The sequence below is a fragment of the Metabacillus hrfriensis genome (assembly GCF_030127205.1).
GTDB lineage: Bacteria > Bacillota > Bacilli > Bacillales > Bacillaceae > Bacillus_P > Bacillus_P dongyingensis.
In genome coordinates, this window is sequence record NZ_CP126116.1 from 715,578 (window position 1) to 728,666 (window position 13,089).

The 13,089-nt window shown below is 41.4% G+C and carries 11 protein-coding genes and 1 tRNA gene; 11 read left to right on the forward strand and 1 reads right to left on the reverse strand.

The features are described from left to right. The first annotated feature begins 5 nt into the window (after window positions 1-5). Window positions 6-79 (forward strand) — tRNA-Gly (locus QLQ22_RS03730). A gap of 117 nt (window positions 80-196) precedes the next feature. Here the strand turns inward: QLQ22_RS03730 and QLQ22_RS03735 are convergent. After that, the gene (locus tag QLQ22_RS03735) at window positions 197-862 is read right to left on the reverse strand and encodes a B3/B4 domain-containing protein (protein WP_252208039.1); all 666 of its coding nucleotides are present in this window, start codon (window positions 860-862) and stop codon (window positions 197-199) included. Between the two features lie 86 nt (window positions 863-948). Between QLQ22_RS03735 and queG the strand changes: the two genes are divergently transcribed. The 10 genes from queG (at window position 949) to QLQ22_RS03785 (ending at window position 12,277) form a co-directional block, all read left to right on the forward strand. Beyond that, window positions 949-2,082 carry a tRNA epoxyqueuosine(34) reductase QueG gene (queG, locus tag QLQ22_RS03740; protein WP_284016022.1) on the forward strand — a complete coding sequence of 378 codons (1,134 nt, stop codon included), beginning with the start codon at window positions 949-951 and terminating at the stop codon, window positions 2,080-2,082. 65 nt (window positions 2,083-2,147) lie between these two features. Beyond that, on the forward strand, window positions 2,148-3,038 hold the full coding sequence (locus tag QLQ22_RS03745) for an amidase domain-containing protein (RefSeq protein WP_284016023.1): 891 nt from the start codon (window positions 2,148-2,150) through the stop codon (window positions 3,036-3,038). A 44-nt stretch (window positions 3,039-3,082) separates the two neighbouring features. Next, window positions 3,083-3,568, forward strand: coding sequence for a tRNA (uridine(34)/cytosine(34)/5-carboxymethylaminomethyluridine(34)-2'-O)-methyltransferase TrmL (gene trmL / locus QLQ22_RS03750; protein ID WP_373464639.1), 486 nt, complete (start codon window positions 3,083-3,085; stop codon window positions 3,566-3,568). A gap of 612 nt (window positions 3,569-4,180) precedes the next feature. Further along, window positions 4,181-6,076: a PrkA family serine protein kinase gene (locus QLQ22_RS03755; protein ID WP_223439794.1), complete on the forward strand. Its 1,896-nt coding sequence runs from the start codon at window positions 4,181-4,183 to the stop codon at window positions 6,074-6,076. Between the two features lie 302 nt (window positions 6,077-6,378). Further along, window positions 6,379-6,543 (forward strand): hypothetical protein, encoded by a 165-nt coding sequence (locus QLQ22_RS03760; protein ID WP_223439796.1) that lies wholly within the window; start codon window positions 6,379-6,381, stop codon window positions 6,541-6,543. 355 nt (window positions 6,544-6,898) lie between these two features. After that, a complete protein-coding gene (gene yhbH / locus QLQ22_RS03765; protein ID WP_223439799.1) occupies window positions 6,899-8,071 on the forward strand; it encodes a sporulation protein YhbH in 1,173 nt (390 codons plus the stop codon). 129 nt (window positions 8,072-8,200) lie between these two features. Further along, a complete protein-coding gene (locus QLQ22_RS03770; RefSeq protein WP_284016024.1) occupies window positions 8,201-9,586 on the forward strand; it encodes a M48 family metallopeptidase in 1,386 nt (461 codons plus the stop codon). A 653-nt stretch (window positions 9,587-10,239) separates the two neighbouring features. Further along, window positions 10,240-10,545 (forward strand): PTS sugar transporter subunit IIB, encoded by a 306-nt coding sequence (locus QLQ22_RS03775; RefSeq protein ID WP_223439804.1) that lies wholly within the window; start codon window positions 10,240-10,242, stop codon window positions 10,543-10,545. Window positions 10,546-10,579: 34 nt separating this feature from the next. After that, entirely contained in the window at window positions 10,580-11,929 is a 1,350-nt protein-coding gene (locus QLQ22_RS03780; protein WP_284016025.1) for a PTS sugar transporter subunit IIC, read from the forward strand. A gap of 33 nt (window positions 11,930-11,962) precedes the next feature. After that, window positions 11,963-12,277, forward strand: a complete 315-nt coding sequence (locus QLQ22_RS03785; protein WP_284016739.1) for a PTS lactose/cellobiose transporter subunit IIA — start codon at window positions 11,963-11,965, stop codon at window positions 12,275-12,277. Window positions 12,278-13,089: the final 812 nt, after the last annotated feature.

Consider the following 13,089-nt stretch of genomic DNA (forward strand, 5'->3'; position numbering starts at 1 on the left):
CTTTTGCGGGTGTAGTTTAATGGTAAAACTCTAGCCTTCCAAGCTAATGTCGTGGGTTCGATTCCCATCACCCGCTCCATACATATATTAACGCAGTGTTTCGTTTTTTGACAAACGGGGCATTGCGTTTTTTATATTTTTGTTAAAAACGAAATCCCTCCCTGCAAATCAGGGAGGGAATGCTATGTATGCTGCTTTATTTAACTAAGCTGAACTTTCCTTCTCCGCCATGAATCTGAATGAACATTTTCGTTAATGATGATAACATTTCATCCGCATTTTCATCATTCATGCTTGGCTGGAGATAGATTAAGTGAAGTGCGTTTACCGTTTTTTCAGTGACAGCTGTCCGCTTTGAGTCCACATAAGGGCTTCCAAAGGCACCTTTCTCATCTGCTGAAAGCAGTTTTCCGTTCATGGAGACATCCCGTCCATTGATGGCCATATAAACATCAGATTCCTTGCCAACTCTGATTTCAATATTCCCGGATAGCTTATCGATATCGTAAATGCCGAATGGGATTTGATGCTGCAGAGAGAAGAAGTTATTTAAATCGACGGCTGAATGGATAGGTTCAAGATACTGCTGCTTTTGAATTCTGCGGTACAGCGCTTCGCTTGAAGGACGATACCGGCCTGGATCTGCGCCAAGCTTTTTAAAAATGCTTCGCCATTCCTGAATCGGTTTTAGATCCTGTACTTTTTTGTCTTCCATTTCAAAGAAGATTGATTCCTGGAAGAGCCTCATTCTTCCTTTAAGCATTTGCGGGGATTCTGATACACTTATTGCTGTATACTCAATAACGCCCAGCTTAAACTCAGGAAAATGCTGTTTGATTTGAGGGCTTATAGAAATTTCCATCATTTTATCCTCCACTTTTTAATGTACTTATTTTACCATATAAGATAATGTCTTTCGAAAATATAAACCGAAGGGAGGTGCAGGACATGAATTATGAAGAGCTTAAACAGGATATTCTTTCATTCAGCAAGAGCATTGGCATTGATAAAATCGGGTTTGCGCAGGCGTCTGTTTTTGATGAACTGAAGCAGCGGCTGATTGTTCACGAACAAAAAGGATATCATTCCGGTTTTGAAGAGCCTGATCTTGAAAAGCGGACAAATCCCGATCTTCTTCTGCCAGGGGCGAAATCGATTATTTCCATTGCGCTTGCTTATCCATCCAAGCTGAAGAATGCACCAAAAAGCACGAAGGAAGATAGAAGAGGTATCTTCTGCAGAGCATCCTGGGGACAGGACTATCACCATGTGTTAAGGGATCGTCTGAATAAGCTCGAGGCATATATGCGGGAGCGGGTTCCTAACGCAGAGCTTAAGTCAATGGTTGATACAGGGGAACTGTCAGACCGGGCTGTGGCAGAGAGAGCGGGCATTGGCTGGAGCGGAAAAAACTGCGCGATCATCACTCCGGAATTTGGTTCGTATGTATACTTGGGCGAAATTGTCACAAATATCCCATTTTCGCCGGATACACCAATGGAAGACCGCTGCGGCAGCTGCAATATCTGTGTGGATGCTTGTCCGACAGGTGCGCTTGTTCAGGGCGGCCAGCTTGATTCTGCTAAATGCATCGCCTTTTTAACGCAGACGAAGGGCTTTTTAGCAGATAAATACCGGAAGAAGCTGGGAAACCGTTTATATGGCTGTGATACTTGCCAAACAGTATGTCCAGAGAACAAAGGCAAGGATTTTCATCTTCATGCAGAAATGGAGCCTGACCCTGAGATTGCAAAGCCGAAGCTTAAACCCCTTCTTACCATGAGCAACCGGGAATTTAAAGAGAAGTTTGGACATGTATCGGGGTCATGGAGAGGGAAAAAACCGATTCAGAGAAATGCGATTATTGCACTCGCGCACTTTAAGGACCTAACCGCTATCCCAGAATTAATACAGCTGATGCACAAAGATGTGCGTCCGGTCATTCGCGGAACGGCTGCATGGGCAATCGGATCAATTGGTGAAAAAGAAAGTCTGATCGACCTGCAAAAAGCCCTTCAGCTTGAAGAAGACGAAGAAGTACGGAAAGAAATCAAAAAAGGAATATCGCTTATAGATGCGTAAGCTTCATACTTGCCAATCTCCTTTCATATGGTCTTACTAAAGACAAATATGGCGGTGAGGCATGGATGAAAAATAATCTTTCAGCTGCAGTAAAAGCTAAGTTAGAGCTGCTGATCAACAATCGGCGTGCTAAAGAGCTTGATATAATAGAAGACAGCAAAGTGCTGCTGCGGAAAAAAAAGATTCTCGAAAACAGGAATGTCGAGATGGTAAAAGGAAATGCTTCCGTTCAATTGCAGAATATTGAAAAGGTATCTAAACGGGAGCAGCGTGTTTCCTACCAGTGTCATTATAAGTATTTTCATAAAGATCAGGAATCCTTTTATCTTGAAGAAAAAACGGAAGACCGTATCGCTGTATTTCAAAATGGAACAATCATCAGGGATTATAAGGTAGAGCATCAATATGATGAAGCTTTTGCAGAAAGCGATGATTCTTCTAATGAAAGAGTATCTTTCTTGTACGACAGACTTGCTGCCGTTCAATATGCCGAGAGATGGTGGAACACCCACAATCCAAAGTTTAAAAATTTCGATGTAAACTGCACGAATTATGTTTCCCAGTGTCTTCATGCGGGCGGAGCTCCAATGAGAGGGTACCCGGGGCGATCAGCCGGGTGGTGGATGCAGAATAATATCTGGAGCTACAGCTGGACGGTTGCCCATTCTCTCACCCTGCATCTCGGGAATTCTAAATCAGGCTTAAGAGCGAAAGCAGTGGGAGCACCAGAAGCGTTAATGCCGGGGGATGTCATCTGCTATGATTTTCAAGGCGATGGCAGGTTTGATCATACTACCATTGTTGTCGCGAAGGATCAGGCAAACATGCCTCTTGTGAATGCAAATACGTACAACAGCAGAATGCGTTATTGGGATTATGAAGACTCAACAGCTTACACACCGAACATTAAGTATAAATTTTTTCATATCGAGGATGATTCGGGTTCTAAAAAATAAACAGTGGTATAATACGGGTAACAGATTTTGATGAGGTGAAGAAAGTGGCATTACATGTCGTACTCTATCAGCCGGAAATTCCGGCAAACACAGGAAATATTGCACGTACTTGCGCTGCAACCAATACAACGCTGCACTTAATCCGTCCTCTTGGATTTTCAACGGATGACAAAATGCTGAAGCGTGCAGGACTTGATTATTGGGAGTATGTGAATGTGGTTTATCATGATTCCTTAGATGAGCTGTTTGAAGCATATCCGCAGGGCGAATTCTACTATATAACGAAATTCGGAGAAAAACCGCATACAACATTTGATTACAGCAATCATGAGGAAGATACCTTCTTTGTTTTCGGGAAAGAAACGACAGGACTTCCGAAAGACTTAATCGCAGAAAACCTGGAAAGATGTCTGCGTTTGCCGATGACAGGAAATGTAAGATCCCTGAACTTATCGAACACCGCTGCGATTTTAATCTACGAAGCATTAAGGCAGCAGAACTATCCTGGATTACTCAAAAAAACGACCTGAGAAGCGATTCTCAGGTCGTTTTTTATATGTTTATTTTTTCAAGCCTGGCTTATCATTGTATCCAGCAGTGAATATAGAAACTAAGAAAGTGATGCATACCCCTAAGATTAATGCCGTTTTCATCGTGCTGATTCCTCCCTTATATGTAAATGATGACCCTTACATAGCTAGTCCTATTATATCCTATCCCAAATATCATGTGAATAAAAATGGGAAGATTTCCTGAATTATCTTTTTTTAGGAAGAGGCAGAAAGTATTTAGACGGAAACTGATAAATGTTTGATTTAGACTGATAAAAATGCAGTATAGACCGATAAAACGCCGTTTTAGACTGATATTTCTTTAAATTACAACGATAAGTTTTGTGGTTAGACTGATAAAACTAAGTTGGATCATTTTATGAGGCAGACTTCGATGAAACCAGCTGGAAAAGGATGATTTCATCAGTTTCGATTAAGTTCAAATAGGAGCTTTTCTATTAGAATCTTTTCTGTCTGCCGGAGCTAAACAGTCGGTTCCGCTTTTCTATACAAAAAGAGAATGTTAAAGGACATCCTTGCATAAAGTGTATTAATCGCGCTCAAGTATCACCAATGATGGAGGAGGTCCTTATGGATATCTTAAAAAAAATTGAAAAGTACAGAGAAGATGAACAGCGACTGAAGTGGGAAGGAACCTTCGTTGAGTATTTAGAGATGTTAAAAGAGAAACCATGGGTTGCACAATCGGCTCACTCACGAGTTTACAATATGATCAAAGATGCCGGTATAGAGGAAGAAAACGGATCAAGACGCTACAAGTTCTTTGATCATAAGCTGTTTGGACTTGAAGAGTCGCTTGAGAAACTTGTAGAGGAGTACTTCCACCCGGCAGCTAAGCGATTGGATGTCCGGAAACGGATTTTGCTGCTTATGGGTCCTGTCAGCGGAGGTAAATCAACGCTCGTGACCATGCTGAAAAGAGGTCTTGAGACGTATTCTCTGACAGATCGCGGTGCTGTATTTGCGATTAAAGGCTGCCCAATGCATGAGGATCCTTTGCATTTAATTCCCCACCATCTAAGAGAAGATTTCTTTCAGGAATACGGTATTCGCATTGAGGGGAATCTGTCGCCTCTAAACCTGATGAGACTTGAGCAGGAGTACGGAGGCCGCATTGAAGATGTGCTGATTGAGCGGATCTTTTTCTCCGAGGATAAGCGGACAGGAATCGGAACGTTCAGCCCGTCTGATCCGAAATCACAGGATATTGCAGACTTGACTGGAAGCATTGATTTTTCAACCATTGCGGAGTTTGGTTCAGAGTCTGATCCTAGGGCCTATCGTTTTGACGGCGAGCTGAATAAGGCAAACCGCGGGATGATGGAGTTTCAGGAGATGCTGAAATGTGATGAGAAATTCTTGTGGCACTTGCTGTCTCTTACGCAGGAAGGCAATTTTAAAGCAGGTCGATTTGCCTTAATTTCCGCCGATGAGCTCATAGTAGCGCACACCAATGAAACTGAGTACCGCTCCTTTATTTCCAACAAGAAAAACGAGGCACTCCATTCAAGGATTATCGTGATGCCTGTTCCTTATAACTTAAGAGCTTCTGAAGAAGAAAGAATTTATGAAAAGATGATTATGGAAAGTGATGTATCAAATGTTCATATTGCACCTCACACGATGCGTGTTGCAGCTATGTTTACCATTTTAACGAGATTGAAAGATCCTAAGCGCGGCGACATTGATCTCGTCAAAAAGATGCGCTTGTATGATGGCGAGAATGTAGAAGGCTACAATAACGTCGATGTAGAGGAGCTGCAAAAGGAACATGTAGATGAAGGAATGAGCGGTATTGACCCGCGGTATGTCATCAACCGAATTTCTTCGACCATCATCAGAAAAGAAATACCTTCTATTAATGCACTCGATGTCCTCAGATCTTTAAAAGAAGGATTGGATCAGCACGCATCCATCTCAAATGAAGACCGCGAACGCTACTTGAACTTTATCTCCGTTGCAAGAAAAGAATACGATGATCTTGCGAAGAAAGAAGTGCAGAAAGCATTCGTTTATTCTTACGAGGAGTCTGCTAAAACGCTTATGGATAACTACCTGGATAATGTGGAGGCTTATTGCAATAAAAATAAGATCCGCGATCCGCTGACTGGGGAAGAGATGAATCCGGACGACAAACTGATGCGCTCAATTGAAGAGCAAATCGGAATCTCTGAAAATGCGAAAAAAGCATTCAGGGAAGAAATATTAATCCGAATTTCTGCTTACGCCCGGAAAGGAAAACGATTTGATTACAACTCTCATGAGCGTCTTCGCGAAGCGATTCAGAAAAAACTGTTTGCTGATCTGAAGGATGTAGTGAAAATTACAACGTCCTCGAAAACACCGGATGAGCAGCAGCTGAAAAAGATCAATGAAGTTGTGAAAAGACTCATTGATGAGCACGGCTATAACTCAACATCTGCAAATGACCTGCTGCGCTATGTAGGCAGCCTGTTAAATCGGTAAAGGTAAGCCGGGCTAAAGTGCCCGGCTTTTATCACGTGTAAAGGGGTTGGCTGATAGGAACTGAAATCCGGCGGTTATAATCAAAAAAAGGGATGAAAGATTTCCATTTTCGGCTACAAACTGTCCAATTTCAGTAATATCCCCGATTTTGGCGGAAGAAACATAATTTAGGCAGGCGGATCCAAGGTTTGTCTATTATTCCTCATCCTTACCAAAGAATCTTAGTCCAGTTCGCATATCACATTTAGGTTTCAATTTGGATAATATCGGGAAAAGGAAAAATAATACTGGAGGTGCTTACCATGACGAAAAAAAATGAAACAGAAACAGAGAATGGCTCAATGGTGCGCAATATGAAGGATTTAGTAGAGCATTCGAAGATCATGGAGCATATGAAAACAAATCAGGAAGTGAAAAAAAGCGGCAAAAACCCTGATCCTGCTCAGCATGAAGATCATAATAAATAAAAACTCTCTGATGTGAATGTCAGAGAGTTTTTTTCTGTCCTGCTTTACACGATCACATTGCTTGGTTATAAAAAGATGCATATGTATAAAATCAGGCTTCACATGATAAGGGATATTGATCCGCTTTTTTTTGAATAAACCCAAACATGGCTTTAATAAATATACAGAATGAAACTTGTCTATTTTTTAAAGGGACAAGTCTAATTTTCTAAATTATTTGTCAATTATCTCTTTTTTCAGCATAGGATAGAGTAATCTAAACAATACCGAAATCTAGACCCAAAGCTATTTTATGTAAATAGGTGCAGTTTGGTGAATCAATTCCAAAATTTTTTTTGGAGGGGGAGAAAATAAGATGATAGAAGGAAATGGGCGCAACTTTGTCATTTCGAATGAAGATTGGTCCCTCCATCGCAAAGGCCACGATGATCAGAAACGTCACCAGGAGAAGGTTCAGGAAGCTATCCGCAGCAATTTGCCAGATCTTATTACAGAAGAAAATATTGTGATGTCAAACGGTAAAGATGTCGTTAAGATTCCGATCAGGTCACTGGATGAATATAAAATCAGATACAATTATGATAAAAACAAACATGTTGGTCAAGGAGATGGAGACAGTAAAGTCGGCGATGTTGTAGCAAGAGATGGTTCTCAGCAGAATGCAAATGGTCCCGGAAAAGGGCAGGGAGCAGGCGATCAGGCAGGCGAGGATTATTATGAAGCAGAGGTTTCGCTGATGGAACTTGAGGAGGCGCTGTTCAAAGAGCTTGAGCTGCCGAACCTTAAGAGAAAAGAGTTAGATCAGATTGTTGTAGAAAATATTGAATTTAATGATATTAGAAAAACAGGATTGATGGGAAATATTGATAAAAAACGAACAATGCTTTCTGCCTATAAGCGCAACGCGATATCAGGAGCACCAAAGTTTCATCCGATTTATCCTGAGGATTTAAAATTTAAAACGTGGAATGAAGTTGTGAAGCCTGAATCACGCGCTGTTGTTTTAGCGATGATGGATACAAGCGGATCAATGGGCATTTGGGAAAAGTATATGGCAAGAAGCTTTTTCTTTTGGATGACAAGATTTTTACGCTCCAAGTATGAAAAAGTGGAAATTGAGTTTATTGCCCATCATACAGAAGCAAAGGTTGTCTCGGAGGAAGATTTCTTTTCAAAAGGGGAAAGCGGCGGAACGATCTGTTCATCTGCCTACCGGAAAGCACTTGAAATTATTGAAGAAAAGTACCAGCCGAGCCGCTATAATATTTATCCTTTCCATTTTTCAGATGGAGATAATTTAACATCTGACAACGCCCGCTGCGTCAAGCTGGTGGGAGAACTGATGAAGGTTTCGAATATGTTTGGATACGGTGAAGTTAATCAGTACAATCGCCATTCTACTTTAATGTCCGCTTATAAGAATATCTCTGATGAAAGATTCCGCCACTATATCCTCAAGCAAAAAGTCGATGTGTTCCACGCGATGAAAGGTTTTTTCCGGAAAGATGAAGAGCAGATGTATGCTTAGAAAAAGAGGACGAAACATCGTCCTCTTTTTCTGCTTTTCAATAAAAAATGACCTTTCATTCAAGCTTAAAAATAGGTAAAATAGGATAGTTCATATCGCATACAGAAATTACATAATCCGGAGGTTCGAATGTCAGAGCATATACACAGAAAAGAACATATTTATTTTATTATCCTGCTATTAATCAGTATCCCGGTGTATTTAATACTTATCTTTACGGGAGTCGGACTTTTAATTTTACTTCCTTTTATACTGATCCCGCTCATTGCTCATTTGCTTTCTATCGGAATGATCCGCGGCAATGGAGTGAAGGTTACCCCTTATCAGTTTCCTGAGATTTATGCAAAGGTGAATGATCTTGCGGTCAAAATGGAAATAAAGAAGCTGCCCGATATTTTTATCGTTGAATCTGAGGGCATGCTGAATGCGTTTGCGACAAGATTTTTGGGCAGAAACATGGTTGTACTTTATTCCGGATTAGCTGAACTGCATGTAAAGGGAGGAAAAGAAGAACTTGATTTTGTCATTGCACACGAGCTTGCGCATATTAAAAGAAATCATCTATTAAAAAATCTCTTCGTTCTATTTGGAAACTGGGTGCCGTTCCTCGGCAGCGCCTATTCAAGAGCCTGCGAGTATACAAGTGACGCCATCGCTCATTATTATACGGAAAACCTGGATGCATCAAAACGCGCATTGACTGTCCTTGCAATTGGTCCAGTGCTATATAAACATGTTAACGAGACTGATTATCTGCAAGAAAGCAGCCGCGAAAAAAACCTGTTTGTCTGGTATAGTGAAAAATTATCTACACACCCTGTTCTTCCAAAGCGAATTCATCAATTAAATGTAAAATTTGGAGAGCCTGATCCATCCATCACATTTAAGACAACTGCTTTGTTTAAAGCTGGACTAGCAGGAGTATTTGCCTTTCTTTTGCTTCTCGGAGCAGGATGCGTCTATTTGGTTCCAATGCTGGCTAAAACAAGTCTTTACAGTGATTTTGTGCTGGACAGCGAGGAAACAACCCAGCTTATGGTTGCAGCTTCAGAGAATGACTTAGAGCGTGCAGAAGAGCTAATAGAAGATGGTGAAGATGTCAACGCTCAGGATGCATTTGGCATGACGCCCCTTATGTATGCAAGTTATCCACCCGCAGATGAGTATGAAGAAGAGCTGATCATCAACACTGAAATGGTTGAGCTGCTCCTTAAACATGGGGCAGATCCAAACATTATTTCAGATAATGGAGATTTGGCTACTGTAGATATCATCTACTCAGGCAATCTTGATTTGGCTGAACTGCTTATTGAAAAAAATGCCGATATCAATTTAGAAGACGGCTACGGGCAAACAGCGCTTACTGCTGCTGTATATGAAGAAGATGTGAAAATGGTTGAACTTCTGCTGAATGCAGGGGCTGATCCTGATTATGTCACAAGCGAAGAGGAAACAGCCCGTTCAGTAGCAGAGGAAGTGAAGGTGCCAGAAATTACTGCCATGTTAAAGAAGTAGCTTGCTAATCTTATAGAACAGGTAATTTACAACATTACACTTACAATTATTGTTCTCGTGAATATGTATGTTCTCAGTATTTTAACCTTAGAGGTAAAAATCCGCCGCGTGTGCAAGCTGCTTCCGGTAATATGGCTGTTATTCAGTCTTATCAGGAATTCCGGCCAAGATAAAAATGAACTCTCGGCTTATAGATGAGTGAAAATGATAGGTATTAAAAGTCCAAATCCCATTTGATTTGGACTTTTTTTCTGCTAAGATTCCGAGTTATTAAGTCTATACGTAAGAAAATATAAGATACGAAATTCATATCAGTCAGAAATTTTAGATGTGTTCAACTAGCGGAAACTAAAGCCTAATTTCTCACATGAAACACAGAGAAATTAGGCTTTAGTATTTGTATACCCTTAACTCCTTCATTTCCAATGAATCTATGCCTCCTGAAATTCCCCGGGTATTCTCCGATACTAATAGAAAATGAATTGACACACTAAGCAAAAAGGAATGAACACACTGACACTTTCAATACCAACACACTATTTAATGAATAAAACACAATGATCCCTCTGGCTTGATAACTCAGAAGATAAAAGAGTTGGCACAGGACTTGCATTATAAATAAGTGATAGAGAAAAACAAATGGAGGGGAAACGATGAATATTTTACTTGTATGTTCAGCAGGAATGTCGACCAGCATGCTGGTGACAAGAATGGAAAAAGCAGCGGCGGAACTAGGGGTTGAAGCAAAGATTTGGGCAGTTTCCGGTGACGCGGCAAAAGAAGAAATGAAACAGGCGGATGTTGTTTTGCTCGGTCCTCAAGTAAGATTTTTGCTGAAAAATATGAAAGCGATTGCTGATCCGCAAGGTATACCGGTCGAAGTCATCAATTCCATTCAGTACGGAATGATGGACGGCAAGGCTGTCCTTGAGACTGCTGTAGGCTTAGCGAAAAGATAGATTCTATATACTTTGAGATTGAGGGTGAAAGATGATGATGGAGTTTATTGAAAAGTATATTCTTCCCGGTGCTGTTAAATTTGGAAATAACCGTCATTTATTAGCGATTCGCGATGCACTTATTGGTATGATTTCTATAACGATGATCGGATCGTTTGCCGTCCTGTTTAATAATTTAGGCGCAGCCATTCCGCCTTATCAAAAAATGATGGTATGGATTTTCGGGGATACGTGGACAACTCTTGGCGGAGATATATGGTGGGGCACCTTTGCATTCATGACAGTCTTTGCTGTCGTTGGAATTGCCTATAAACTTGCAAGGTCCTATGATGACGATGGATTTGAGGCAATGCTTGTTGCACTGGCATCATTTTTCGTCCTTGTTCCGCAAGTTGCAAAAGTAACACTGACGATTGCAGATAAACCTGAAACAGGGGACGCATGGGGCTTTATCAGCAATACGTATTTAAACTCTACTGCTTTGTTTACAGGAATCGCAGTTTCTCTTCTTGCAACAGAAGTTTTTGTCAGATTGGCCAGAGTGAGGTTTTTAATCATCAAACTTCCAGATGGTGTACCGCCTGCAGTTGCAAGAGCCTTTGCAAAGCTCGTTCCTGGAATGATTACCATTTTTGTGTTCGGTCTTGCCGGTTTGCTATTCAGAAAGGCAACAAATGGCATGTATTTAAATGACTGGCTGAACCAAGTACTTGTTGCACCGCTTACAAATGCAGCCGATTCTCTGCCGTTTGCCATTTTACTTGCGTTTTTTATTCATGCTTTTTGGGCAATTGGTTTACATGGCCCGAATATTCTTGGAGGAATTACAACGCCTTTATTTACACAGCTTGGAAACAAGAATATTGACCTGGCTGCTGCCGGGGTTGATGATCTCAGCAAATATGCTGTTATGGCAGGTCCATATTTCGATGCCTTTGTTTTCTTGGGCGGATCAGGAGCAACTCTTGGACTATTAATTGCCTTGCTTGCTGCATCAAAAAAGCGCAAGCAAATCGTAGCCCTCGGCATGCCGCCGGGAATCTTCCAGATTAACGAACCCGTCTTATTCGGATTGCCGATTGTGCTGAATCCAATCTGGCTCATTCCATTTATCTCAACACCAATTGTCCTGACGATTACATCTTATTTAGCCATAGACATTGGTCTTGTCCATCCTGTTGTTACGAACATTCCTTGGGTTACACCTCCGATTATCGGCGGCTACCTTGCAACAGGCGCCCATTTATCAGGAGCCGTTATGGCAGGAATCAATCTCGTTATCTCAATTGCTATCTATCTGCCATTTGTCATCATGCAGGAGCGGATTGATACGAAAAAAATAAAAGAACAAACAGCAGCGGACAATAACAATTTATCTGTTTAATGAAAGGGAGGAAGCACGACCATGACAGCAAGCATTTCAATTGAACAAACGGCCTTCCAAATCATCCTTCACAGCGGCAATGCACGCAGTTCACTAATAGAGGCGATGCAATATGCAAGAGAAGGAAAATTTGAAGAAGCGGAAGCATGTTTTGAATTGGCAAAAAAAGAGCTGACAAAGGCTCATCATTCTCAAACGGGACTTATTCAAGAGGAAGCGCGCGGTCAGAAAGCAGAAGTGTCCATCCTTTTAGTGCATGCCCAGGATCATTTGATGAATACGATCACCGTCCGCGAGCTGACACAGGAGATTATCTATTTGCACAAAAAGATTGAAGAAAAAAACTGAAAAAAGAGTGAAGGAGAACGAACTGTTAACGCGCGGATGATTCCTCTTTTTTAGCCCCATCCTGGATTTGGGTACTCATAGGGTGCGTATGATGCCTCTTTTTTGGCTCTATCCAGGATTTGGATACTCATAGAGTGCGAAAGCTGCCTCATTTTTGGCCCCATCCTGGATTTGGGTACTCATAGGCTGCGGATGATTCCTTTTTTTTGGCTCCATCCTGGATTTGGGTACTCAAAGGGTGGGAAAGCTGCCTCTTTTTTGGCTCAACCTGGATTTGGAGACTCATAGAGTGCGGATGATTCCTCTTTTTTTGCTCCATCCTGGATTTGGGTACTCAAAGGGTGGGGATGATTCCTTTTTTGTGACTCATTCTTGGATTTGGTTACTCATAGGGTGGGTATGATTCCTCTTTTCAGGCTCTATCTTGGATTTGGGTACTCAAAGGGTTGGAATGATTCCTCTTTTTTGGCACAATCCTGGATTTGGTTACTCATAGGGTGCGGATGCTGGCTTTTTTTTGGCTCCATCCTGGATTTGGGTACTCATAGAGTGGGTATGATTCCTCTTTTTTTGCTCCATCCTGGATTTGGGTACTCATAGGGTGCGGATGATTCCTCTTTTTTGGCTCCATCCTGGATTTGAGTACTCATAGGGTGCGGATGATTCCTTTTTTTTGACTCAATCTTGGATTTGGTTACTCATAGGGTGGGTATGATTCCTCTTTTCAGGCTCAATCTTGGATTTGGGTACTCAAAGGGTGGGAATGATTCCTCTTTTTTGGCCCCATCCTGGATTTGGTTACTCATAGGGTG